The sequence below is a fragment of the Bradyrhizobium sp. UNPA324 genome, assembly GCF_006658635.1.
Lineage (GTDB): Bacteria > Pseudomonadota > Alphaproteobacteria > Rhizobiales > Xanthobacteraceae > Bradyrhizobium > Bradyrhizobium nanningense.
On the sequence record NZ_LFJD01000004.1, the window covers coordinates 4,644,240 to 4,667,947 of the forward strand.

20 protein-coding genes and 1 tRNA gene are annotated in these 23,708 nt (G+C 57.9%); 11 read left to right on the forward strand and 10 right to left on the reverse strand.

Features of this window, described 5'->3' with window-relative positions:
* Positions 1–329: 329 nt before the first annotated feature.
* On the reverse strand, positions 330–698 hold the full coding sequence (locus UNPA324_RS22385) for a DUF3175 domain-containing protein (RefSeq protein WP_128919033.1): 369 nt from the start codon (positions 696–698) through the stop codon (positions 330–332).
* Between the two features lie 183 nt (positions 699–881).
* On the opposite strand from UNPA324_RS22385, the gene UNPA324_RS22390 reads away from it, so the two are divergent.
* The 3 genes from UNPA324_RS22390 (at position 882) to UNPA324_RS22400 (ending at position 4,894) form a co-directional block, all read left to right on the forward strand.
* Positions 882–2,366 carry an MFS transporter gene (locus tag UNPA324_RS22390; protein WP_181769477.1) on the forward strand — a complete coding sequence of 495 codons (1,485 nt, stop codon included), beginning with the start codon at positions 882–884 and terminating at the stop codon, positions 2,364–2,366.
* Positions 2,367–2,370: 4 nt separating this feature from the next.
* Positions 2,371–3,189, forward strand: coding sequence for a trehalose-phosphatase (gene otsB / locus UNPA324_RS22395; protein WP_128919035.1), 819 nt, complete (start codon positions 2,371–2,373; stop codon positions 3,187–3,189).
* A gap of 241 nt (positions 3,190–3,430) precedes the next feature.
* Complete coding sequence (locus tag UNPA324_RS22400) at positions 3,431–4,894, forward strand: trehalose-6-phosphate synthase (RefSeq protein WP_128919036.1); 1,464 nt, start codon at positions 3,431–3,433, stop codon at positions 4,892–4,894.
* A gap of 50 nt (positions 4,895–4,944) precedes the next feature.
* Here UNPA324_RS22400 and UNPA324_RS22405 read toward each other — a convergent pair whose 3' ends face one another.
* Complete coding sequence (locus UNPA324_RS22405) at positions 4,945–5,286, reverse strand: hypothetical protein (RefSeq protein WP_181769478.1); 342 nt, start codon at positions 5,284–5,286, stop codon at positions 4,945–4,947.
* A gap of 194 nt (positions 5,287–5,480) precedes the next feature.
* On the opposite strand from UNPA324_RS22405, the gene UNPA324_RS22410 reads away from it, so the two are divergent.
* From UNPA324_RS22410 to UNPA324_RS22420, 3 genes are all read left to right on the forward strand, one after another.
* Positions 5,481–5,570, forward strand: a tRNA-Ser gene (locus UNPA324_RS22410).
* Between the two features lie 547 nt (positions 5,571–6,117).
* Positions 6,118–6,957, forward strand: coding sequence for a hypothetical protein (locus tag UNPA324_RS22415; RefSeq protein WP_181769479.1), 840 nt, complete (start codon positions 6,118–6,120; stop codon positions 6,955–6,957).
* Between the two features lie 230 nt (positions 6,958–7,187).
* Positions 7,188–9,386, forward strand: a complete 2,199-nt coding sequence (locus UNPA324_RS22420; RefSeq protein WP_181769480.1) for a tetratricopeptide repeat protein — start codon at positions 7,188–7,190, stop codon at positions 9,384–9,386.
* A gap of 50 nt (positions 9,387–9,436) precedes the next feature.
* Here UNPA324_RS22420 and UNPA324_RS22425 read toward each other — a convergent pair whose 3' ends face one another.
* The 3 genes from UNPA324_RS22425 to UNPA324_RS22435 all read right to left on the reverse strand — a co-directional run bounded on the left by UNPA324_RS22425 (position 9,437) and on the right by UNPA324_RS22435 (position 11,770).
* On the reverse strand, positions 9,437–10,303 hold the full coding sequence (locus UNPA324_RS22425; RefSeq protein WP_141935991.1) for a hypothetical protein: 867 nt from the start codon (positions 10,301–10,303) through the stop codon (positions 9,437–9,439).
* 112 nt (positions 10,304–10,415) lie between these two features.
* Positions 10,416–11,261 (reverse strand): hypothetical protein, encoded by an 846-nt coding sequence (locus tag UNPA324_RS22430; protein ID WP_141935993.1) that lies wholly within the window; start codon positions 11,259–11,261, stop codon positions 10,416–10,418.
* A gap of 2 nt (positions 11,262–11,263) precedes the next feature.
* Complete coding sequence (locus UNPA324_RS22435) at positions 11,264–11,770, reverse strand: hypothetical protein (RefSeq protein ID WP_141935994.1); 507 nt, start codon at positions 11,768–11,770, stop codon at positions 11,264–11,266.
* Between the two features lie 77 nt (positions 11,771–11,847).
* On the opposite strand from UNPA324_RS22435, the gene UNPA324_RS22440 reads away from it, so the two are divergent.
* Entirely contained in the window at positions 11,848–12,387 is a 540-nt protein-coding gene (locus UNPA324_RS22440; RefSeq protein ID WP_141935996.1) for a hypothetical protein, read from the forward strand.
* A 281-nt stretch (positions 12,388–12,668) separates the two neighbouring features.
* Here UNPA324_RS22440 and UNPA324_RS22445 read toward each other — a convergent pair whose 3' ends face one another.
* Genes UNPA324_RS22445 through UNPA324_RS22455 form a run of 3 tightly spaced genes read right to left on the reverse strand, consistent with a single transcriptional unit; the run spans position 12,669 to position 14,946 of the window.
* Positions 12,669–13,130 (reverse strand): hypothetical protein, encoded by a 462-nt coding sequence (locus UNPA324_RS22445; RefSeq protein WP_141935998.1) that lies wholly within the window; start codon positions 13,128–13,130, stop codon positions 12,669–12,671.
* Entirely contained in the window at positions 13,127–14,506 is a 1,380-nt protein-coding gene (locus UNPA324_RS22450; RefSeq protein ID WP_210246765.1) for a recombinase family protein, read from the reverse strand. The genes UNPA324_RS22445 and UNPA324_RS22450 overlap by 4 nt, the downstream gene beginning before the upstream one ends.
* Complete coding sequence (locus UNPA324_RS22455) at positions 14,503–14,946, reverse strand: DUF2924 domain-containing protein (protein ID WP_141936000.1); 444 nt, start codon at positions 14,944–14,946, stop codon at positions 14,503–14,505. Before UNPA324_RS22455 ends, UNPA324_RS22450 begins: the two co-directional genes overlap by 4 nt.
* Before the next feature lie 327 nt (positions 14,947–15,273).
* Between UNPA324_RS22455 and UNPA324_RS22460 the strand changes: the two genes are divergently transcribed.
* The gene (locus tag UNPA324_RS22460) at positions 15,274–16,218 is read left to right on the forward strand and encodes a hypothetical protein (RefSeq protein ID WP_141936001.1); all 945 of its coding nucleotides are present in this window, start codon (positions 15,274–15,276) and stop codon (positions 16,216–16,218) included.
* An 88-nt stretch (positions 16,219–16,306) separates the two neighbouring features.
* A complete protein-coding gene (locus UNPA324_RS22465) occupies positions 16,307–17,053 on the forward strand; it encodes a helix-turn-helix domain-containing protein (protein WP_141936003.1) in 747 nt (248 codons plus the stop codon).
* A gap of 567 nt (positions 17,054–17,620) precedes the next feature.
* Here the strand turns inward: UNPA324_RS22465 and UNPA324_RS22470 are convergent.
* Positions 17,621–18,517, reverse strand: a complete 897-nt coding sequence (locus UNPA324_RS22470) for a 3'-5' exonuclease (RefSeq protein WP_141936005.1) — start codon at positions 18,515–18,517, stop codon at positions 17,621–17,623.
* 38 nt (positions 18,518–18,555) lie between these two features.
* On the opposite strand from UNPA324_RS22470, the gene UNPA324_RS22475 reads away from it, so the two are divergent.
* Positions 18,556–20,538: a DUF2075 domain-containing protein gene (locus UNPA324_RS22475; RefSeq protein ID WP_141936006.1), complete on the forward strand. Its 1,983-nt coding sequence runs from the start codon at positions 18,556–18,558 to the stop codon at positions 20,536–20,538.
* Between the two features lie 173 nt (positions 20,539–20,711).
* Here UNPA324_RS22475 and UNPA324_RS22480 read toward each other — a convergent pair whose 3' ends face one another.
* A complete protein-coding gene (locus UNPA324_RS22480; RefSeq protein ID WP_141936008.1) occupies positions 20,712–21,515 on the reverse strand; it encodes a class I SAM-dependent methyltransferase in 804 nt (267 codons plus the stop codon).
* Between the two features lie 520 nt (positions 21,516–22,035).
* Between UNPA324_RS22480 and UNPA324_RS22485 the strand changes: the two genes are divergently transcribed.
* Positions 22,036–23,571, forward strand: a complete 1,536-nt coding sequence (locus tag UNPA324_RS22485; RefSeq protein WP_141936010.1) for a PAS domain-containing sensor histidine kinase — start codon at positions 22,036–22,038, stop codon at positions 23,569–23,571.
* Positions 23,572–23,708: the final 137 nt, after the last annotated feature.

Consider the following 23,708-nt stretch of genomic DNA (forward strand, 5'->3'; position numbering starts at 1 on the left):
TTCGGCCAAGACGCTGTCGTCCGAAAGCACCCGCCTCCGCGCCGAGCTCGATCGCTTCATGGGCAATATCCGGGCGGCGTAAGTCGCGTAGGTTCGGTGTGAATTAAACGCTCCGCTGGTGCCCCACTCTCCACTGTCGCCCCCGCGAAAGCGGGGGCCCATAACCACAGGGAGCGGTTATGGAGCGAGCGGGTAACTCCGAGTCTTCGCCAAACCACCCCCGGGGCTATGGGTCCCGGATCGACGCTCTTTGCCTGACAGCGCTTCGCGCTGCCAGCCGCTACGCTTGCCCGGGACGAAAGCGGAGCAAGGGACGCGATCCTTCGTCTTCACTCCCTTCCAAACGCCCGCTTCAGCTCGACCTTCGCCTTTTCCAGCCGCGCGCGCTGCGTCTTTGGCAAGGTCTTGCCGGCGCGGTTGATGTAGAAGGTCAGCATCGACAGCGCCGAACGATAGGCGCCGGTCTTGCGGCGTGAGCTGTGCTCGGCCGATCGCTTCAACGAGGTCGCGATCTTCTTCGGGCTGTCCAGCTTGAACACACCCTGCTTGAGGTCGAGCGCGTCGCTCTCCTTGGTCACGCGTTGCGACCAGCGCTTGGGTGCGGCACGCTTCGAGCTCTTGCGCGCGGTGCTGCGTCTTGCGTTCGCCTTCTTATGCGCTGGTTTGCGAGATTGTGTCGTCTTTCTGACGTGAGCCATGCGTCAACTCCTTGCGGCACCAACGGAAACGGGTGGCCCCAAGGACCGTTCCCCGGGGAACCCGACCTCGTCGCAGACGTTGTCGCAGGTGGCAGGCGGAATGCCGCACCCCGATGATCGGAACGACCCCGTTCACATCCCGTGAAACCGGGGCCGCTGCCATTGATCGAACGCAACAGCCCGATGGAATTGCAACAAAGCCCAGCGCTGAACTATGCACCAGGGGTCTCGGCGGCCGCGACCGACCGCATCGTCGAGACCAGTATTCCCTCGCGGCTCGACGCGCTGCCCTGGAGCGGCTTTCACACCCGCGTCGTGCTCGCGCTTGGCATCACCTGGATTCTCGACGGGCTCGAGGTGACGCTGGCCGGCGCGCTGTCCGGTGCTCTGAAACAGAGTCCGTCGCTGCATTTCTCCAATCTCGATCTCGGCATTGCCAATTCCGCCTATCTCGCCGGCGCCGTGCTCGGTGCGCTCGGCTTCGGCTGGCTGACCGATCGCATCGGCCGCAAGAAGCTGTTCTTCATCACGCTTGCGCTCTACCTTTCGGCAACGGCCGCGACCGCTCTGTCGTGGGACGTCGCGAGCTACGCGCTGTTTCGCTTCCTCACCGGTGCCGGCATCGGCGGCGAATACACTGCGATCAACTCGACCATTCAGGAGCTGGTGCCGGCGCGCTATCGCGGCTGGACTGATCTCGTCATCAACGGCAGTTTCTGGATCGGCGCTGCGATGGGCGCGGTCGCGGCCATCGTCCTGCTCGACCCCGCCGTGATCGCGCCCGATCTCGGCTGGCGGCTCGCTTATCTGATCGGCGCCAGCATCGGTCTCGTCGTGCTCCTGATGCGCATGTGGATTCCGGAAAGTCCGCGCTGGCTGATGATCCACGGCCGTCCCGATCAGGCTCATGCGATCGTCGACGAGATCGAGTGCTCCGTGATCGGCCATGACCAGGATACGAGCGAGCGGCACTTCGCCAAGATTCGGCTGAAGATGCGCGATCACACGCCGATCCCCGAGGTCGTGCACACGCTGTTCTCGGCATACCGCCGGCGCGCGCTGGTCGGCCTCGTGCTGATGAGCGCGCAGGCGTTCTTCTACAATGCCATCTTCTTCACCTTCGCGCTGGTGCTGACCGATTTCTACGGCATCAGGGCCGATCACGTCGGCTGGTATCTGCTTCCCTTTGCCGCCGGCAATTTCCTCGGCCCCCTGCTGCTCGGCCGGCTGTTCGATACGCTGGGACGCCGCGCCATGATCATGTTTACCTATGGCGTGTCAGGCCTCTTGCTGGCGCTCTCGGGCTATCTGTTCTCCATCGGCGTGCTCACGGCGCAGGGACAGACCGTCGCCTGGATGGTGATCTTCTTCTTTGCCTCACCGGCCGCCAGCGCGGCCTATCTCACCGTCAGCGAGACCTTCCCGCTCGAAGTCCGCGCGCTGGCGATCGCCGTGTTCTACGCGGTCGGCACCGGCATCGGCGGCGTGATCGGGCCGGCGCTGTTCGGCGCGCTGATCGATACGGGATCACGCACCAGCGTGTTCGCCGGCTATTTGCTGGGGGCAGTCCTGATGATCGCGGCCGCGATCGTGGCGTGGCGCTATGCCGTCTCGGCGGAGCGCAAATCGCTCGAACAAATCGCGCGGCCGCTCGCCTTTATGGAGTAGACTGATGAAATCGGAACTTGCAGAAATGGCGTTGGACCAGCAGCCCATTGTACGCGACGACGAGGCGCCCGAAACGGTGCCGGTGCCGCATGCGCTCGTGCCGCATCTCGACGAGACCGCCATTCTGCTCGACATCGACGGGACCCTGCTCGACCTGATGCCGACGCCGCGTGAGGTGTGGGTGCCGCCGGGCCTGTCGGACACGCTGAACCGGTTGACGGAGCTTACCTCCGGCGCGCTGGCGCTGGTCAGCGGCCGCTCGCTCAACGACATCGACCTGATCTTCGCCCCCGAGGTGTTTCGCGCAGTTGCCGGCCACGGCGCCGAGATGCGGCTGTCGGTGGACAGTGAGGCCGATGACGTGCACGCGCCGCCGCTGGACAAGGAGCTGAAGCGGCGGCTGGCTGCCATCGCCAAGCTTTCGCCCGGCATCCTGCTCGAGGACAAGGGCTATTCGCTCGCTCTGCATTACCGCCTGGCGCCGCATGCGGAGAAGGCGATCTACGAATCCGTCTCGGTGATCCGCGCCGATCTGCCCAACGCGCCGATCGAGGTACTGCCCGGCAAGTTCGTCTGCGAGATCAAGCATTCCGGCTTCACCAAGGCGACCGGCGTGCGCGAACTGATGAAGCGGGAGCCATTCAAAGGACGGCGTCCGATTTTCATCGGCGATGACGTCACCGATGAAACCGTATTCGCGATCATGCCTGATATGAACGGGCTTGCCTTCTCGGTCGGTCGTCGTGCCATGGGCGTGAATGGCCATTTCGACACGCCGAACGACGTGCGTGCCTTCCTCGCGCGCCTGCTCGCTCCAAGGTGAAACGAAGGCAGCGCCATTTCGCAGACATAATGTCGGTCGGAACGGTGCAGTGGGCGCCGCAATACTTGCTGCGCAGCAGACCGCACAAGCTGTCTTTGCAGCGAAATCTTCGGGTTCCGCGAGCGAAACCAGTTCCAACGCACACGCCCGATTTTGGTTTCAATTGGTTGAAACGATGATCAGGAACCATATTGATGAACGGCAGTTAAACGGGGTGGAATGAAACAGGAGGGGACGACCTGTGAACTTAGTCGTCGTTTCAAATCGCGTCGCCCGCGGCAAGCCTAACGAGCCCATGACGGGCGGCCTCGCGGCGGCCTTGTTGCCGGTGGTGGAACATTCGGGCGCGATCTGGGTGGGGTCTTCGGGCCGGGTACGGGACGGCCATCAAAAGCAACCGTTCGCTGAGATTGAAGCGCTCGGCACGGGCGCCATCGCGACACTGGATCTGCCGGCGGCGCATTATGGCGGCTATTACGAGGGTTTTGCCAATTCCGCGCTGTGGCCGGCGCTGCATTCGCGCAGCGATCTGATCCGCGTCTCGCGCGAAGATTATGTCAGCTATCGCGAGGTCAACGCCTTCATGGCGCGCGCCTTGATGCGCTTCCGAAAAACAAAAACCGCGTTCTGGGTGCAGGATTATCACTTCCTCGCCCTCGGTGCGGAGCTGCGTGATCTCGGCGTCGACGATCCGATCGGCTTCTTCCTGCATACGCCGTGGCCCGTCGCTGCGGTGATGCAAGGCGTGCCCAATCATCGCGAGCTGATCTCGGCGATGCTGGCCTACGATCTGCTCGGCTTCCAGACCGAGGAGGATCGCCAGAACTTCCTCTCCTATGTCGGCGGCGAGCTCGGCCTTGCCATCGAGGACGGCGTTGCGATCTCGCAGCATGGCCGCACGCGCTGTGAAGTGTTTCCGATCGGTATCGATGCGGAGAAGTTCGCGGCCTATGCCGCCAAGTCGGCTACGCATCCCGACGTGTCGCGGCTGCGGCGCAGCCTCAACGGCGAGCGGCTCGCGATCGGCGTCGACCGCCTCGACTATTCGAAAGGCCTCGTCAACCGCATCAGCGCGTTCGACCGGCTCTGGACCGAGCAGCCGCAGTTTGCGCGCAGCATCTCGCTGCTCCAGATCGCCAATCCCTCGCGCGGTGCGATCGAGGCCTATGGCAATCTGCAGAACGAGGTCGCGCGCCTCGTCACCGACGTCAACGGCCGGCACGGTGAGGTCGACTGGACGCCGATCCGCTACTTGAACAAGGGTTTTAGCCAGGCTGTGCTCGCTGGTCTCTACCGGACAGCGCAGGTCGGCGTGGTGACGCCGCTGCATGACGGCATGAACCTCGTCGCCAAGGAATATGTCGCCGCGCAAAACCCGGCCGATCCCGGCGTGCTGGTGCTGTCGAAATTTGCAGGCGCCGCCAACGAGCTCGATACCGCCCTGCTTGTCAATCCGCACGACATCGACGGCATGGCGCGCGCGATCGCGGTCGCAGCCGCAATGCCGCTCACCGAGCGCAAGTTGCGGTGGGAGGCGATGATGAAGAAGCTGCGCGGTCACACCATCCAGCAATGGTCCACCGATTTCGTCGCCGAGCTCGAGAAGTGCCGGACCGAGAAGGCCGCCGTCGCCCCGCTCGCCGCGCAACCGCCGCAGGCGCTGCGCTGGCTGAAGTCGGCGATCTCAGGCGTGCGGTTGATTTGACTTTCTGCTCCCTCGCCCCGTCCTTACGGCGAGAGGTGAAAACGAGAACGTCAATAGCAATACGAGACCCCATCCAGGATCGCACATTGCCGCTTGTTCGGTGCGTTGGGATCGTCCATTGGCACCACGCCCTTGCCCTGGCCGACGAACACGCCGGACCCGACATGAATCGAGCTCTTGTTGCCGATGATGACGCTCTGATGCGGCGTCGAGCTGGAGCGGGTGCCGTCCGGCCAGATGATGGCATCGCCCGACAGCACCCCGCGCCGCCCGTCATTGCAGCTGACGTCGACGCCTTGACGTGTGCAGACCTGGGCAGCAGCGGGCACCGCGAGGGCGGAGCCGAGGGCTGAAATCAGGCCAAGGATGGCGATGGTCTTGCGGATGGTCATGGCGTCCCCGGTCGTGCTCGGTATCCTCAAGTGAATCGTCGCGCCAAACCCATCACGGGTTCAGCCCGCAGGCCGATCAGGGCATCCGCAGCGTCGAATATTATCCTGTAAATACAAGAAGTTGCGGAAAATTCGCCCGTTTTCCTCGCGATCCCTTGCAAAATCGTCGGCGCCCCTTCAAGAGAGGGCGCTCCGGAGAGATGGCCGAGTGGCTTAAGGCGCACGCTTGGAAAGCGTGTGTGCGGGAAACCGTACCGTGGGTTCGAATCCCACTCTCTCCGCCACCCGGCAAAAACGATCGCGTACTTGGAGCTGCAGACAGGCCAGAAACTCGGCCGTTTTCCTGCTTTTTCGCGGGCGGAGAACTCCCGGCGGTTATCCAACGAGGACCTGAATGAAGCCGGAGAACCGAATTTTCTCCGAATCTTTGAACCCGCAAAATCGGTCTAGTACGGCATTTCTCAGAAAATCAAGGGCTTGGCTGCGCGGCGGTTTGAATCCGTCTCGCTCAACCGAGAAGACCGTGGGCCGAGCCGACGCCAGTCTGATTCCCGTTACATTTCAGAAGCTTGGGCGAGACCGGAGTATTCGCTTTTTGAGAAATAGATACAAGCTCTCGCCGGATTTGCAAGGCTTCTCGGCTCGAAGTGTTCAGATGGTCGACCCGCCGCGCGTAGCCTTAAGGGGAGTCCCGCAGGCGAAAGTACGGTTGCCTTCCTCTGCTGGTTGCGGAACTATTGTTGGTGCTGGGGGGAAGATGGGACCATACGAAGTAGATTGGCTGCCCAAATTCCTGTTCGTCGCACGGTTACCAGAGACCGGGAGGCGAACTTGAACTGTCAGAATTGTGGAGCCTTGATCCCGCAAGAGACGCGGGTTTGCTTGAGCTGTCAGTGGGATGCAGGCTTTCCCAACGTGCGTCGAGCAGAGAAGGCGGATGAGCGCGCTGCATTAGAGGCTCGAATTCACGACGTCGAGGTGGCGGCTGCAACTCGGGGGGCGTCGACTAAGGTAGAAGAGTTTGCTGTTGCGGTTTCAACCTCGCATGCCGTTATGAACCGAAGGCTAGATGACCTCCATTCGTGGTCGGTCTCCGCCAGCCCATTCTTTGCATCCTTTCACTCCCAAATTAGGGACGGCGCGATAGCGGCAAGAGACAACGGATGGGATGAGCAAAGGACTTCGCCAGAGAACACCGTCAATCCAATCTATTTTAAAGACCTACAAGTCGCTGCCCTGTGTCTCGACGACCTCGGTATGAAATATTATGGACCGTACTGCGTTACTCTACGAGAGAAGTTGATTGCCAATCGCGCATCGGTGTTTGAGGAAAATCCATTCATTTTCTGCAAAAAGCATGCGGTCTATTCTGGGGACGCTCCGCCGCTAGGGTTTCGCGCGACTTGGCAAAATAGGGCTGCTCTAGCGAGAGCGAAATATGGTCATAAAATACTCTTCACGACGGATCCCAGCGAATTTCCTGCCATTTTGATGAGCAGCGAGCGCGATAGCGACAAATGTGATTTCATCGAGGTTCATATCTATGAAAAGGTCGGGCGAGACGCCATCGAAGCCGTAACAGGGCCTGTTCCGAAGGGGCGCGAGGACAAACTCCTCTGGAAACAAGTCAAACGGAAGTTAGATAAAAGCGTGAAGGTCCGCGAACTATGATTGAGGCCGTCATTTCGGGGCAGGCGGGCGCCTACGCGGTGATTGCGAAGCCTATTGTTCTGCACGACCTAGAAGGGCGAGTCACCGAACTATCATCGGGTGACTGGTGGTCGGCGTTCCGAGGCTGTACCGACGTTCGCAAGCTAAAAGTGAAGTCAGAAAGCGAGGCCTTTGAGACCTGCAGAGACCTTAGGGACAGGGATAGGGCACTAAGATTTACGCTTCATCTCTTGGACGGCAGCGAAGATAGAGACGAGCTTGCAGAGACGATAGAGCAACTGCTGGTCACGGACACCACAGCCAATTTTGTAAGCGCAAGCCTATATGTCGATGCACTTCCGAGCATCGAAACTGCTTTAGCTGCACGAAGCGATTATTCCCATTTCGCGCGCTTGTCCGGCTTGCTCGGCGAGGTCTTGGACGATCAGGATTGGATAAGGAAGGTAAGAAAACTCTTCGATCAGGCTGATGTAAGCGAGTTTGAAGACGAGTATGCATATGGCGCGTTTCGTCGACAAATATTCGGATTGCCCGTCCAAAGAGACCTAGTGCGGCTGGTGCGCGAGGGGAAGGATATCGAATTCCTCTTGATGAAACTCAACTCCGCTCTCAGAGGCATTCATGGTTCACGGCGGGCTCTTGAAACATGGATGTACAGTCTTCGAAAGAAACGCCGTCCCCTACCGGACCATGTCATTCTTGATGAAGACCATTTTGAAGCTCCCGAGCGATCAAATCCGTCAACTAGGGGGCGGGGAATTCTTGAGCAGATAAGGAGTCAGCAATCCGCAATTGAGCAGCGCCTCAAATCGCGAGACATAATATTTGCACGGAAGTTTGCTGACGATCTTATTCGCGGTCAAAAAGCGAACTCGACGCCAGAGCAAATTGCAAAAAGCCTCAGCCTATTGTCGCACCTTGCGAAAAAGAACGGCGTGCCTGAGCTACAGCGGGAATGGGCCGAGGCCGCTGTGAGTTTCAATCCCAACGATGTTCTTACCTATTCACATTTGATCGACGCGCTGGTTCGCCAGAACCGTCTTCACGACGCTTCGGTCGTTGTCGATCAAGCAGAGCAACTGCACCCGGGATTGTTCATCAATAATTCCCGCGCTCGTATATTGCGAGCGAGAGGCGATTTTGAAGCCGCCCGCGAACTATATCTCAAGGGAGTAACCGGAGATCCAAATGACCCTGAGTATCTCTGGTCGCTTGGTGGTGCGGCAGACACGCTAAGAGATATGGGACGGTACGATCAAGCTCTAGCCGAGTACAGTAAGCTGGTCAGAGACCACCCAACTGAAGAAGCGTTTTGGTGCGGCTTAGCTTCTGTCCACCTTGATATGGGGCAATTTGATAAAGCCATCCAAAATTTTGGCAAAGCGCTTCGTGGAGCAGAGGTGATTGCGCGGGCGGGTAGGGCGACTGCCTACAAGCACGCAGGTCAATTTGACCAAGCTATCCGCATCTATGAACAGCTACTCCGAGAATTCCCGAACGACAATGCCGTGCTCTGTGGACAAGCGGAAGTCTACCGAGCTAAGGGCGATATGCTGAAAGCCCTAAGTGCATACGAGCTGGCGATTGAACGCAATCCGTTCACGCCGCAAGCCTTCCGGGGCAAATTTGATGTTTTGCGAGAAAGCGGGCGGCTTGTAGAGGCGGCGACATTCCTACAGTCGACACGAGAGCAATTTCCGGACGATCCATTGCTGGCCTCTGCCTATGGCGAGATACTTGAGGGGCAGGGCGATTGGTTGTCCGCTCTTTCCGAGTACGACATCGTTCTCAAGAACTTCCCTCGGTCCATAGCGACGAGACTGGCCCGTGCAAGAATTCTTTTGAGGATCAACAGGCCGCTGGACGCGATCAACTCATACAACGCTATTCTTGCAGCCCAACCGTATTCGGTGCCGGCCTCGCTCGGGAAGGCCGCCGCTTTGATCGACGCTCGCGACTTTCTTTCTGCGGAGACGTTGCTTGAGCATCCTCACCGCCCGAAAAGCTTTGCAGACTGGCAAAGGCACTTTCTGAGTGCTCTGCTATTCCAAGCGAGGGGCGATTTTAAGAGAAGCAAGGGGATGTTCGAAGCCGGAGTGAAGGGGACGCCCTTTGCCAAGATGCGGCGGGCGTACACTGCAGCTTTGGCCAGACAGAAGCTCAGGAATGGAGAGCCTTCCGTTGCGCTTCGAGTTATTGATGCTGAACCGCACGAGATTTCGAATGTGGTACGACTTCACGCGCTCGCCGCTTCGGGGCGCATGTCAACAGCTCGCGATGTTTGGGCGCGAATGAACTCCCAGGATGCGAACTTTGAGGTCGCACAAGAGATTGCGCGGCGTTTTAAGATTGTGGAGCAAGATCCGCAGCACGATTTGGGTTGGATCTATAGCGCCGAGGAGCGCGCTTTGCTGCTTGAAGCCGCTTGACGTTGACGCGAACGGGGGGGCGCGCATACGTCTGAGGCTATCCATATTTTTCACTTCGATAGCCTTTTTGCCGCCACGGACGGCAATTGAGGATCCACCGCAATATTGATGTGGCGATAGATTACGTTGTTCTCTTTGACGTCGGCTGGAGGATTGATCTGTCGCTCGGTCACGACGACCAAATAGCGATGACTGGTCAATTCTAACCCACCAAGTATACCGCCTTTATAGAGAGCTGCCTGAGCCCGCGCTTCGCGATAGGCGGTTTCTACATTGTCACCGGTCACTCTCTTCCACTCGGTCAAGACCAATCCGAGCGAAACTGGTGTAGCGCCCGTACGCAATGGCTCCTGATAAACTAGATCGGTCTGTCCTCCTACCGTGGCGTCGACCTTGAATGCCCAAATGCCGTGCCAAAGCAGGTGGGTGGCACCTAGCTTTTCGCACGTGGTTTCGTGGTGCGCATGCGCTTTTTGCCATTTAGCCCGATAGTCGTCGTCAGCAACTATCAGTCGCTGCAGATGCATGAAGGCTAGCTCAGATGCTGACCGAACTTGCTCTGTCTGATTGCTCAAGCAATATGTTAACTCGGCCTCGAAAGCGATAAGCTTGACCATGATGGTCCGGACGAGCGCTGCGTCGCCAGCGGAATTGCCTTTGATTTGCTGGCCAGCGTCGGCTTGGAAAGCGTTTATGGCTGCGTGTGCTGACGTGGGTAGTACGCTTCCGAAGTCTCGCTGGAAGTCTTCGATGCTAGCGAGAATATCTGCACACTGACGTTGCAGTTCTTTGTCTGCGCCATATGCCGACTTGCCGTTTGCCGCTAAAAAGCCCGCATGTGTGGCGGCAGCCCGTGCGAGGCCCTGTATCCGGGCCGATATCGATTGCCAAACGGCAATGTACGTCAGGGCGCTCACTTCCACGCTCCCTTCACTTCTATGAGATGCGGCTCGGGCATGTATGAAGGGGAGGCCAAGATACATTCAAGCCGATGCAGGTGGTAGTAGTGAGTGCGTGCTGTGCTCGGGTTCATCGCAATACTTCATCCCGAAGCTGGTTTGCCTTATCGACATTGTGGTTGCCTGAATACCGGTCGTAGTATGTCGCGGCCTCTTGGGTATAGCCGCCCTTTTTTTCGCAATCGGTATTTAGGCGAACAACCTCGTCTTTGAGTTTGTGAAACACCCCTAGCTCCTTGTCGGTCAGCCACTCCCCACGCTTGGGTACGAAGTCATTGAGCACGTTTTCCAATGAATACTTGTCTAGTTCGGCCGACCAATTCTTATCCTGCACCCTCTTCGTCCAGGCCGTGATGCGCTCTGAGTGCTCCATGACCTTCCCGGCTGCCGCACTCGGGTCTGGCGCTTTGTGTACATCTTCGGTCAACTTGGTATTTATGTGCGTGGCGTATTGATTGAGGACGCCCTGGAATAGGAAGAAGAAATCCAGCCGGACCATTTGGACGAACGGGCGTTGAATTTCAGCCTGCCGCTCGGGTGAAACTTTTAATTCGGCGAGTTGCTCATCAATCTGGTCGAGGACGGCTTGGCGCTCTTTCGCGGTTGGCCCATCAAAGCGGTTTCCCCACGCAATCACGAGATAGCTTGCTCTGGCGCTAATTTCCGCCAACCGCTTTACGTTCGCCAGGGTCGCGACCGCCTCCTTGTAGGTCTCCCGCAGTCTGGCCTCAACGCCGAGCGTTTTGATGAACTCGACTTGTGGCAGGAACACAATCAATGAGCCGACCAAAAACAAGGTCCCGAGCGTAAGCGCTGAACCTTTTTCATTCTGAAACGCTTGGTACACTGCGCCTAGAAGCGAAAAAATCGCCATCGCCGCGACAAAATACGAGAAGATGTCCCTAATCTTATCCATGGTCATTTCGCGCCGTACTTCTCCCATTCCGATTTGTCGCCGATCAATATCTCCACGACGGCGCTCTTGAGCTTGCCGAGCGTCTTCGTCTTCTCTCTCAATTCAACCGGCTTGATGAAATATTGGCTTGCCTCCAGCGTCTGCCGGGAGACGTGGCGCGCACCCCCACCAAGGGTCCACGTTCCATGGGCAACCCGGACCCGGTCATCATTGATTTTCTTACAATCGTCGAACGTCTTTTTGACGTGCTTGGCGAGGTTGTCGTCGCAGTCTTCCAGTCCACGGACAAAGCTGCTCGTTACGTCGCAGAGGGTTCTGAAGTCGTATGGTGAGACGACGGTGTCGAAGCTTTTGTCGCCTTTCAGGTCCAGCGCCGATGCGAGCAGGTGCCGAATTGTGAACTCCAGCTGGGAGAACTCGAAGATGAATTCTCCTATTGCAAGAAAGAGGTCCACCCGTGCCTCCGCTTCCGCACGTAGCGCCTTCTTGCTGACTTTCTGCCGCGCCATTCCCCATCCCCCGAAAGCCCCTATCTACCACACGGAAAGGATGATATCTCCTCGTATTTCAACCCTTTGGTCCAGCAATGTTTGACAAGCTGTTCGAGATTGTCGCCAAGAGCACACGGTTTGGATTTGCCTTAGCATTTGCCGGTACTATTTTCATTTTGGGTAACAAGTACGAATGGTGGAGTATTAAGCTCGCACCAGACCAAACATCGTACATCATCTTCGCCACCCTCTTGGGCTACGGCATCCTCGTGGCTAGCGCTTTGGCCAATGGCTTCAGACTTGCGTGGGCAGTCGCCGATTGGGGCTGGACTGCATTCAGGCACTGGCGCCAGAACAGCAACATCATGGACAAGTTGCACGAGTTGACTCCCCGGCAGACCGCAGCGCTTTGGTGGATTTCGCAGAACCCCAACGTCATCATTCACGGCAGCATCTTCGAAGACCCTTTCAGGGCGCTCTGTTCGAAGAAGTACCTTCACGCCGCGTCCGGTACGGCTCAGGCGCAAGGCTTCAAAGTCAACAAGGTGGTATTCAGGAAAAGTGCCAAAATCGCCGAGAGGCTACCACCCCACTTGCTCGACCAAATAGCGAAGGGTCCTGCGCCCTGGAGATAGCGAACGTTGCGCGTCTCATCCAGCTGGAGCTGCTATCGTTCGGTTGAGATCGCATGGGGCCGGATCAACGGGGTGCGCTGGTCGGTGGCGCTCCCCCCGTTCGTCCCTTGTGCGAATACAAAACGCTGCTACAAAACTCATAGAAGCGAGCGTAAATTCGCTAGGTTTTTCAACGCTGATAAACGTGGTTCGCGGTTCCCACCCAACTGTACCTGCCGCATTCCATAACATTCGATTCGCGAATCCGCGCCGGCCGAACCCGTTCCGGCTTGGAACGGGTTTTACCGGCTTCCGGCTTTCCGAGCGGATGAACTGAAGAGAGCCCGCTGCTCGTCCCACTCAGCTGGGATAGACTTCAACAGCTGCGCCAGCTCAAGCCCGTCTGGCTGCAGCCCGTTCAGGATGGCTTCGGTGATGGTGGGCGAGAGCAGGGTGAGCCGAAGTACCCGGCATAGATAGGACTCGTTGATCTTCTCAGCCTTGGCGAGTTCTCGCACCGAACTAAATAGGTTCGATTCAAGCATATTGCGCCAGCGATGGGCTCGCGCGACGGCCTTGACCAACGTGTTGTCGACCTGCGGCCTCGGCGGTGACCAAGCCTCCTGGTTTGCGGGGGTAACCACGCGCTTGCGTCCGCCCTGGCGGCGGAACGAGATCGGGATGCTTACCACCATTGTCCGGCCATCACGGCTGAGTTTCGGACGGCCGATGCGGCCGAGGGTAAGTGTGGTCGGTCGGTTCATTCGGCCGCCTGTTGGAATGGATGCGGCTGCAATTCCGCTGAGAGCGAGGTCAAGCCCTGGATTTTCAAGGCGATGTCCATTCGCTCGGCATGCATGTCGATGCGCTCGACGAGTAGCTGAACGACGCGCGCTTGTTCGGCCGGAAACAGTTCGTCCCAGAGCTCGTCAAAGCCGACCAGCGCATTGCGCACTTCCGCCTCGCTGACCTCAGCGGCCTGCTTTCGTAGGGCGCGCCAGGTCTGGACGATGATTTCAGGAGCCTGCAGCAGCCGACGGACCTGATCGATGATGATGCGCTCTAGCTCAGCCGCGGGCACCAGCTTGACCGGGCAATCGGATCTACCCTGCTTCATGGCGGTCTGGCTGATGTAGTAGCGATATAGGCGGCCCGACTTTCGGGTGTGCGTTGGTGACATCGCGGCGCCATCAGGACCGAACAGCAGACCCTTCAATAAGGCAGGCGTTTGCGCCCGACTGTTGTTCGCGCGTTTGCGGGGGCTTTCCTTGAGAATGCCGTGCGCCTGATCCCAGAGCTTGCGATCGATGATCGCCTCATGCTCTCCAGGGTAAGCGGTGCCTTTGTGAACTGCCTCTCCGAGATAGACCCGATTGCGGAGAATTCTATACAGCAGAGTCTTATCTATGAGGTGACCATACCGGGTGCGCTCGTCGGCAGCGATAAGCTCGCGAGCCAGCAGGGTTGCAGATTTGAGCTGCACAAAGCGCCGGAAGATCGCTCGTACCCGTTCGGCGTCAGCTTGGTGAACTAGCAATTTGCGGTCACTAACTTCATAGCCGAGGGGTGTCCAGCCCCCCATCCATTTGCCGCGCTTCCGAGAGGCGGCGACCTTGTCGCGAATGCGTTCCCCGATCAGCTCGCGCTCGAACTGGGCGAAGGTCACCAGGATGTTGAGCGCCATGCGGCCCATGGCATCCTTGGTGTTAAAAGATTGGGTAACGGAGACGAACGTCACGCCGTGACGTTCAAACAATTCCACGAGGTTCAGGAAGTCGAGCATCGACCGCGACAGCCGGTCAATCTTATAGACGACAATCACATCTATCTTGCCGGCCTGAACTGCAGCTATGAGTCGTTTGAGGGCTGGTCGGTCGAGCGTCCCGCCCGAAAATCCGCCGTCATCATAGCGATCGGAAACCGGGGTCCAGCCCTCCGCTCGTTGGCTCACGATATAAGCCTCACAAGACTCTCTCTGGGCATCTAGCGAGTTGAAGTCCATGTCGAGGCCTTCTTCGCTCGACTTGCGGGTATACACCGCACACCGGACTTTACGGATTGCGGAGCGGCCGGGATCTGCCCGCTCAAAAGAGCTGGCAAATGGGCTGACTCGCCGCTTTTGCGATATTCGGGAGGTCATTTGCCCAGCGAGTTTTTGAGGCCGAAGAAGACCCACCCATTCCATTTGGTGCCCGTGATCTGGCGGGCGACCGAGGACAGGGATTTGTAGGGACGGCCGAGGTATTCGAAATCGTCGTGGCGAACGGTGACGCAGTGCTCAACGCCCTCCCATTCGCGGATCAGCTTCGTCCCGGCGACGGGTCGCAAAAGCGGCCGAGCCTTGCGGTCCGCCGGTTTTTGATCGGCATACTGCTTGGCCATGGCTTTGAGCCGTTCGGTGGTTTCCCGGCTCAGGCCGCCATAGGCTAATTCCTGAATTCGGTAGGCCAGCCGGCTCTCCAGGAAGCGGCGGTTATAGGCAGGGGGCTCTGTATCGAAAAGCTCGCGCCAGCGGGCCTTTAGAACGGGGGCAGAGGCGCCCTTTAGGACCGCCAACTGCGACAAAATGGACTCTTTCACGGGGTAACTTCCTCGGCTTTTCGGGCCACATCACCCCCAGACGAACCGGTACAGTCGAGCAGAGAATTTGAGGGACCAGCAAAATTTGGACTGGACTTCCGGTCGAGAACACGCAGAAGGCCGGTGGCCAAAATGGTGGCCAACTCGTTGATTGCGTCCTGCGCCGATGGCGAATCAGAGAGAGGATGAGACATTGTCTCGGCAGGATGAGCTCGACCTTTCTTGATGTCAGGCAATCAAGCCCGTTCACCAAATCCGGTATTTTACCCGCAGGCCACTAGTTGGTGCCGAATGGATTCCTCAAGACCAAGACGGTGGTCCTTCAAATTGCCGCGGGCAGAAGCGGCGCTGCCGGCCGGGCCCTTCGAGAGTTTCGAGCAGGCGGTGCAATCCCTCCGACCTATTTCCACAATGCACCGCCTAAGCGAGTTCGGTGAGCGGCAACATTGCGCCTGCGTATCTTGCGCGGCCAATGAAGTGCAGCGGCTCGCCATCGAATTCAACCAAAACAAATTGCTGGAGCGAGATGCACCGCGCGCCAAGCACGTCGTTGATGGAGCAAATCTCGTTGCCGAATGCGCTGATCAGCTACTAAAAGCTATCAAGGGCACTGATGACTACACTCGAAAAGCATTCATGGAGTATGGAAGATATAGCTCCGTTCAGGATCTGCCCAGCTATTCTGGCCAATTTGATAACGTTGAAGAGGATGACGATTATCCTGATCCTGCTGACGACGACAACGAGAGTTTGTGGATACAGAATCTACTTGAGCTGCGGCAGGGCGCGAGATTGGTCGCAGCCGAATTTAAGAAGAGCCGTGGTGCGGAACGAAGTGCACCGATTGATAAGGGAGGGCGCACCAACCTGTTCAAGGAAGGGTTCGGATCCCCGGACCGCAATCTTGTCATTTCGGGTTGGAGTATCTTTGAAACCTTCCAGCACAAGCAGGCGAAAGGCACCGAGCACGGCGCATTTCATGAGTTTCTCAAGCACGTGTTCAAGTATGCCACCGGCCGCAGCTCTGAACGGCACTCCAGCATTGGTTCATGGGTGAAGGCTCTTGCGAGTCTGCTCCGCCAGCGAGACGATGCCTCCGAATCATATCTCTCCGCAGAGAGTCTCTATCAAGAGCTGAAGGCAGACCCCCATTCTAATCTGCTAACTAAACACAAGCTGGCCCTCACTATGAAGGAGGCTGCCGATACGCTGGAGATCCTCAACAGTCGAATCCGCAGCGCTAAGCTGAGCAAGAAAGCTCAACAGAAATAGCCGGGTAGTTTGCCTGATTGAGTTTCTAAGCTCTTGTAGGCTGAACCAGGATGATCGCTGGTGGGCAGCGATCGGGCTTGGTCTAGCAATGCTGCCGGAAAAATATGATACGACGTTCGCGCTGAAGGCGATCGGCCTAAGCGATCAACTCAACAAGACCGAAAAGCGTGTTGCCGTCGCATTGCTCGATCATTTCAATCGCAAAACCGCTCGATGCGACCCCTCTCAACAAACAATAGCTGCTCTTCTGGGAGTAGACCGAAAAACGGTCAATCGAGCGATCAAGAAAATCGTCAGGTTGGGCTACTTCAATTCGTTGCGACATCGAGGTAGCTGGCATTGTAATTCCTACCAACCGTGTTGGCATCGATTTCGAGCCGACGAAGAGAAGTGGAGTGCTGACCGTCGTAAACACAGGAGCCGCTTTGATTCGCCAGAAATGTCCCCTTCATTGAGGCAGGTTTGCCCCACAACCGGCCACGAGATCACCTCACAAACCTATCCTACCAACATCTTTCCACTAACCTCTTCCGATCCTCAACCAAACGCTGCTTGTCAGGTTAGGAATGGCCCACCTGCTCGTGAGGAGACGCAGAACTACATCGAAATCGTTGCGCCGCGGATCGAGCGGAGGCTTGGCAGTGCAAGGTTTAAATCATGGTTTCACTCGGTGAGATTCGAGGAACTGCGAAAGGACGAAATTGTACTGTCTGCCGATATGAAATTCGTCGCGGCAAAGATCGTGGAGCAGTTCGAGCCGCAGGTTTTGGAGTGCTTTCGCCCGGAGCATCCAAATTTAGTTCGCCTAGTCGTCATTGTTCGCGCCCCACGCTAACCAAGTAATCAGGGGTCCTTCTGGTGGGCGAAACGGGCGCGGGTAATTCGCACCGCGCCACCGAGCTAGCTGAAGGGACTGAAAAGTTAGGTTGACAAGGTTGACACGGTTGACAGTCGGGTTGACAGGGTGGGGGTGGTTAAAGTCTGGCAGCGATGCTGCGGAGACCGGTCTTCCTGGTTCGTAAGCAAAATTCTGGAATTAAATACAAAAAGCCACCAGCGATGGGACGAGGGGATGGGGGGTGGTCAATTCCTCAGAGATCCCTCACATGCGGACCGGCCCCACTCTCATTCACGGATTTTTTTTCCCGGTCGCGCGCGTTTTTGGCGATCGCCTTCGTTGGTCGTCCCAACCCGAGCAATGAGGCATCGGAAAAAACCGTTATGCCTCAGTCGTCTAGCAGGCGCAGAACTTGACGTCTCGCCGCCAATCGCCAGAGCAGTGCCCGATTTTCACTATTTATTTCCCGCGACCAGATGATCTCGTGCGCTTGGCCACCGAGACCTTAGAGCAACAGAGCACAGTAGTTCTGGAGTGACTTGGGAGACCGCAGCGTCTTCAGCGCTACAGTCTGCTGGAGAACCGGTTCATCGCGCTCATGATCTGCATGCGCGGCTCAACGTCTTTGAGATAAATGGAGGTCTGAAGAAATTCGACCTCCGCAACCCGATTTGCTTCATCCACATCGATGTACCAGGACCGCGGCCTTCCGTCGGAGCCGTCGCTCCAGCGATAGCCCCGCCTCTTCAGCACATCCTTCAAGTCAAACGGGGACTGCTCCGCCCAGATCCGAATTGTTTTGCGTCGAGCACGTTCGAGGAGAACGGCGAAAGCCGATCGAACCTGGTTTGGTACATCTGTGGCCAAGATTTCTATCAAAGCCCGACAATCGTCGATTGCGCGATGGGCTTGGTGAAAAAGTCCAACCCCAGCTAATAAGTAGCCGAGGCGCGATCCGTCGAATCCGTGTCTGCGCCACTCGATTTCTGTTGCAGAGCATGCCCACGGCTTCCGCTCAAAAACCGGCCAATAGCGCTCGGCAAATTTCCGATCAAAGTTTGCATTGTGGGCGACGATGATCACCGCATCGGAGACAAACGCCGAAACCGCGTCAGGATCGATCCGATGTCCCAGCACCATCTCGTCCGCAATGCCCGTGAGCTCGGTGATCTCGACAGGGATAGGATTCTGCGGCTCGTTGAGCGATGAAAAGACGTCCGTGATTCGCGCAATCCTGTCATCTGGCAGATAGTCGAATTTCACCATCGCCAGCTCGATGATTTCGTCTTGCGCTGTATTCAAGCCGGTGGTTTCCACATCCAGCAAAATGCCAGTCTTTGTTACCTGCCCGTCGCATGGGGCGAATTCTGTCCGAGGCGTGAGCCGACGAAGGACCCGATAGTCCGGGGACCTCGATAATATGTCAGCTATTGCTGTTAGATTGATCTCGTTCGACGTCATAGAATCAACCAAAATCAGGCGGAAGCGCGCGAAACACGATGAATGGTGCCTTTTATTCTAGCTCGATCCAAGCTCTTGTCGATCTAACCCCAGACGCTATTCTGGGACGTCTCGCCAAGCAGAATCCCTTTGCACTAGATGCGCTGCAGCGCAACGCCTGGCTGAGCCAGATCGAGCTCGCGCGGGCTCAATTTGGTGGGCTCGATGGTTGGATTGCATTTGAGTTCGCGATCCCGCGCATGGGCAAGCGCGCCGATGTGGTGGTGACTACGGCGGGAATCGTTTTCGTCATCGAATTCAAAGTCGGCTCGGATCAGTTCGATGCGGCCGCCCTCGATCAAGTTGTCGACTATGCGCTCGACCTCAAGAACTTCCATGCTGGGAGCCATGATCGGCGCATCGTGCCGATCGTTGTGGCGACGATGGCGGCGAAACCATCCTTTGAGCTCGCATGGCAAAATGACGGAGTCGCAAGCCCGGTCAAATCGAACGGGGACAATCTGCGAGAAATCCTCGGGCGTGTCGTGCGTGAGATACCAAAGCAGGCTGACTTGGACGGCGCCCAGTGGTCGCGGACTGGCTACAAGCCCACGCCCACAATCATTGAAGCCGCGCAGGCGCTCTACCAGGGCCATCGGGTCGAAGATATTACGCGCTCCGACGCTGGAGCTAAAAATCTAAGTCAGACGGCCGCATGCCTTGCCGACATCATCGAGGATGCCAAGGCTCACCGATGCAAGGCGATCTGCTTTGTCACGGGAGTGCCGGGTGCCGGAAAGACCTTGGCAGGCCTCAATCTCGTGACACTTCGGACAAAGGCTCACGAGGAAGAGCATGCCGTCTTCCTGTCCGGCAACGGCCCCTTGGTGGAGGTGCTGCGCGAGGCACTCGCACGGGACGAACACGCGCAATTAAAGGAGCGCGGCGAGAAAAGTAAGAAGTCCGACGCGCTCCGGAAAGTCAAAAGTTTCGTTCAGAACATTATGCATTTCCGCGACAGCAATCTCGTCACCTCTGAGCCTCCGATCGAGCGGGTTGCGGTGTTCGACGAGGCGCAGCGGGCATGGGACGCCAAGCATCTGGCGAACTTCATGAGTCAGAAGAAGGGGCAGACAAATTTCCAGATGTCTGAACCTGAGTTTCTCATCAGCGTTATGGACAGGCACGAAGGCTGGTGCACGATCATATGTCTCATAGGCGGAGGACAGGAGATCAATGCCGGTGAAGCGGGCCTAACCGAATGGTTTTCCGCGCTCCAGCGAAGTTTTCGGAACTGGAAAGTCTATACGTCGGAACAACTAGCCCATCGAGACTACCATTGGGGGCAAGATCTACCGGCACTTCTGGCAGGGCTTGAGAGCCAATCTCTGGCGGCGCTTCATTTGGCGGTCTCTGTGCGATCGTTTCGTGCCGAAAAGCTCTCTGCGTTCGTTGGCGCGCTGGTCGCTGGGGAGGCCAAAGAGGCTAAAGCGTTTTACCAGGCGATTAAGGAGACCTATCCGATCGTCCTGACGCGAGAGCTCGGCCACGCGCGGCAATGGCTCCGAGATCGTGGGAGGGGTTCGGAACGAATTGGTCTGGTGGCCTCGTCGGGCGCATCGCGCCTGAAGCCCGAGGGAATCAACGTTCACGAAAAGATCGAAGCAACGACATGGTTCTTGAACGGAAAAGATGATGTCCGCTCGTCCTACTATATGGAGGATCCTGCGACCGAGTTCGATATTCAGGGCCTGGAGCTCGATTGGGTGGGTGTGTGCTGGGATGCTGATTTTCGGTCGGTCGATGGCAGGTGGCAGTTCTATCGGTTTTCCGGCACGCGGTGGCAGAACGTCAATGATGACAACCGCAAGGTCTATCTGACCAACGCTTACCGTGTGCTGCTGACGCGCGCGCGACAGGGGATGGTAATTTACATTCCGAGGGGGGACTCCATCGACGCCACCCGTCCACCAGCCTTCTACGAAGGAACGGCCGCGTTCTTAGCGGATTGTGGGTTGCCGCTGCTTGACCGAGGAAACTGAGCAGACTGAAAGTCGGTCGTTGGCCGACTTCTTCCATAACATCTCATTTGCGAATCCGGACCCTCACGCAAAGCGACCGTTAGGCGATCGAGCGCAAATGGGATTTTGGATTCTTAAATCGCGGCATCTTTGATCACGACATCGAGTACGTGCTGGTCTCAAGCAATTGGAAATCAGCGAGAGCCAGCGCGATCCGTGCAAGCAACGATATCGCGGGCAGATTTTCGAGTCGCTTCTTGAGGTGGAACGAACACCGCCAAATATCCGCCATCGCCTGCGAGCTGATATGTGGCGATCTTGTCATAGCCAACGGCGGCTAGTTCGCAACGCAGCAGCTCAATCGGCGTGCCGTGCTTTGAAGTCGGGCGCTCGAAGTCGACAACTCCGATCCGTGCGCCCAGCTTTAAAGCGGGCGCCAGATTGTAGAGGAAGGCATAGGGTTGGGCTATTTCGTGATACATGTGCCCGAGAATGGCGGCATCCAGCGACGAAGGGGGTAGACGGGGGTCGTGTGGCTCCCCCAGCGCGAATATGATGTTTGTTAGCTTCAGTTCTTCCGTTCGCCTTCCGAGCTCGATGAGGTAGTCCCTCCTGACGTCCTGGGCGATGATGGAGCCCTTGGAACCGACGAGCTGCGAGACACGGAGGGTGTAGTAGCCACTGCCGGCTCCGATATCACCAACCGTCATGCCTGGTTTCAACTCAAGAAGACGTGCGACCTCACCGGCCTCATTCAGGAGATCGCGGTGGTCATGGGCGGAGCGGCTTAGGCTGGCGATCGCTGCAACCGGACGCCGAGGGGAAGGAAACTCTTTGGCAGGGATCCCTGGCGCGGCCAGGAAACCAACGTCAGCTGCGCATGCGGGCGTTGTGGCCAGCGCCACGACAACCGTTACTGTGCGGACCAGCGTGGTCGTGGGTCCGTCAAAGTTGAGGTGCGGCTGTCCACCTTGCGAAAGACGTGAGCCCAGGGTCATCTCTCCAACCACATGCCGGAGCGTTGGGACAGTCGAGGCACCATAGCCAGTCGAGTGCCAAGTGCCGCGTCTTGTACCTGAAACAGCGGCCAGCGCGTCCGATAGTGTAAACTACGAACGCGGGCCTGTGAAATGTCATCGTACGGACCCCGCGTTCGGGCCAACAGGCGACCTTACTGGACCGGCCACTTCGGCGGACATTGGTCGATGGCCACGGCACGAGAAGCGGGCTCCGCCTTTCACACGCATGGGTTCATGGAACCGGCGTTCAGCTCTCGTTGTTTGCGGGCGTCGGGGTCGTCACAGCAATAAGTCCATAGAGAAGCCTTCTATACCTGAGTATAGTCGTCACAAGGCATATTCCCGATCGATCATTGGCGCTCTGCGAGGCCAAGGTTCGACTCGTCGTGCATCGTTAGCGATCGCCGGCGCTATTTGCCACTCCGGGGCGACAGACAGGCCCGCAACCCGGTACGAAAAATGCGTCTATTGATCCATCGCTCGTGAGCAAGAGGTGATTATGCAACATCCGAGTCAAGTGCCGTCGGTCGCGCTCGATTCGAATGAGCGCAAGCGCCCCGAGGAGGCACTGCGCGAGAGCGAGGAGCGCTTCCGCACCCTTGTGCAATTCTCCTTTGATGTGTACTGGGAAACTGATGCGCAGCATCGCTTCATCCGCCAGGAGTTCGCTGAGACACTTCCCGAACCGCCGGTCTCCGAGATCGGCAGGACACGATGGGAGGTCCCTTATCTGGAGCCTGATGCAGAGGGTTGGCGCAAGCACCGGGAGATATTGGATGCCCGCCTTCCGTTTCGCGATTTCGAGCTCGCGCGGCCGACGCCCGACGGCGGCAAGCGCTATGTTTCGGTCTCTGGGCTGCCCATCTTTGACGAGACGGGGCACTTCATGGGCTACCGCGGTGTGGGGCGCCACATCACGGAGCGCAAGCGTGCCGAACAGGCGCTGATCGAGAGCGAGGCCCGTTTCCGTACCTTCGTGGACCACGCGACCGATACGTTCATGCTCCACAGTGAAGACGGTCGCGTTCTCGATGTGAATCGAAATGCCTGCGAAAGCCTCGGCTACAGTCGGGGCGAACTGGTTGGGGCAACAGCGTCCTTCTTCGATCTTGAGATGGATGAAGCAACCTGGCGGACCAACCGCGAGCGCCTCAAGGCCGGCGGCATCGCTACGCTCGAGAGTCACTATTGCCGAAAGGACGGCACTGTGTTTCCCGTCGAAGTCCGTATGCGAGAATTCTGTGAAGGCGGCCGATCACGGATCATTTGTCTGAGCCGCGACATCACCGAACGCAAGCGAACCGCCGAGACGCTCCGCGAGATGCAGGCTGAACTTACACACGCCAATCGCGCGGCGGCGATGGGCCAGGTCACGGCTTCGGTGACACACGAATTAAGCCAACCAATCACCGCGATACTCTGCAACGCAGAAGCCGCACTGAACTGGCTAGGAACTCAATCTCCAAATTTCGAAAAGGCACGGCAGGCGCTCGAATCCATTGTCGCAGAAGCCAAGCGAGGCGGCGAGATCATCGGCTGGATCCGTTCCCTCATCAAGAAAACTCCGGCGCCGAAGGAGAGCGTCGACGTCAATGGTGCAATCCTGGACGTGATCACCCTAGCCCGGAGCGAGCTGCTCAAACATGATGTCTTGATCCAGACCGACCTCGCTCCATGCCTGCCGCTCGTGGAGGGCTATCGCGTCCAGCTGCAACAGGTTGTTCTCAATTTGATCCTCAACGCGATTGAGGCAATGAACTGCCTCGACGTTAGCCCACGGGAGCTGCGGATCAGCACGGCTGCAGATGCCTCAGGCCTCGTTGTTGTCGCCGTGCGGGATACCGGTCGCGGGCTTGACCTGGCAATGATTGACCGCCTGTTCGAGCCCTTCTACACCACCAAGCCGGACGGGACCGGCATGGGCTTGTCGATCTGCCAATCGATCATCGAGGCGCACGGAGGACGACTTTGGACCCGTGCGAATGAACCACGGGGCGCCGTGTTTCAGTTTAATCTGCCTTCGGAAAAGGGGTGATCCACCTCGCTTTTCATGAGCGGCCGCTGCGCAGCGGAACCCACGGCCTCGAACGCATCTTCGGCTACGGACGCGATAATCCTTCGATCATACCGGCCGCAGCAGCGCAACGGGATCGGCGAGTTCGCTCGCTTGTC

Coding starts and splice junctions, on each gene's coding strand:
- UNPA324_RS22475 (WP_141936006.1), top strand. CDS start 18,556: ATGAATGGTGCCTTTTATTCTAGCTCGATCCAAGCTCTTGTCGATCTA.
- UNPA324_RS22430 (WP_141935993.1), bottom strand. CDS start 11,261: ATGGATAAGATTAGGGACATCTTCTCGTATTTTGTCGCGGCGATGGCG.
- UNPA324_RS22435 (WP_141935994.1), bottom strand. CDS start 11,770: ATGGCGCGGCAGAAAGTCAGCAAGAAGGCGCTACGTGCGGAAGCGGAG.
- UNPA324_RS22470 (WP_141936005.1), bottom strand. CDS start 18,517: ATGACGTCGAACGAGATCAATCTAACAGCAATAGCTGACATATTATCG.
- UNPA324_RS22485 (WP_141936010.1), top strand. CDS start 22,036: ATGCAACATCCGAGTCAAGTGCCGTCGGTCGCGCTCGATTCGAATGAG.
- UNPA324_RS22440 (WP_141935996.1), top strand. CDS start 11,848: ATGTTTGACAAGCTGTTCGAGATTGTCGCCAAGAGCACACGGTTTGGA.
- UNPA324_RS22385 (WP_128919033.1), bottom strand. CDS start 698: ATGGCTCACGTCAGAAAGACGACACAATCTCGCAAACCAGCGCATAAG.
- UNPA324_RS22480 (WP_141936008.1), bottom strand. CDS start 21,515: ATGACCCTGGGCTCACGTCTTTCGCAAGGTGGACAGCCGCACCTCAAC.
- UNPA324_RS22390 (WP_181769477.1), top strand. CDS start 882: ATGGAATTGCAACAAAGCCCAGCGCTGAACTATGCACCAGGGGTCTCG.
- UNPA324_RS22445 (WP_141935998.1), bottom strand. CDS start 13,130: ATGAACCGACCGACCACACTTACCCTCGGCCGCATCGGCCGTCCGAAA.
- UNPA324_RS22405 (WP_181769478.1), bottom strand. CDS start 5,286: ATGACCATCCGCAAGACCATCGCCATCCTTGGCCTGATTTCAGCCCTC.
- otsB (WP_128919035.1), top strand. CDS start 2,371: ATGAAATCGGAACTTGCAGAAATGGCGTTGGACCAGCAGCCCATTGTA.
- UNPA324_RS22465 (WP_141936003.1), top strand. CDS start 16,307: ATGCTGCCGGAAAAATATGATACGACGTTCGCGCTGAAGGCGATCGGC.
- UNPA324_RS22450 (WP_210246765.1), bottom strand. CDS start 14,506: ATGACCTCCCGAATATCGCAAAAGCGGCGAGTCAGCCCATTTGCCAGC.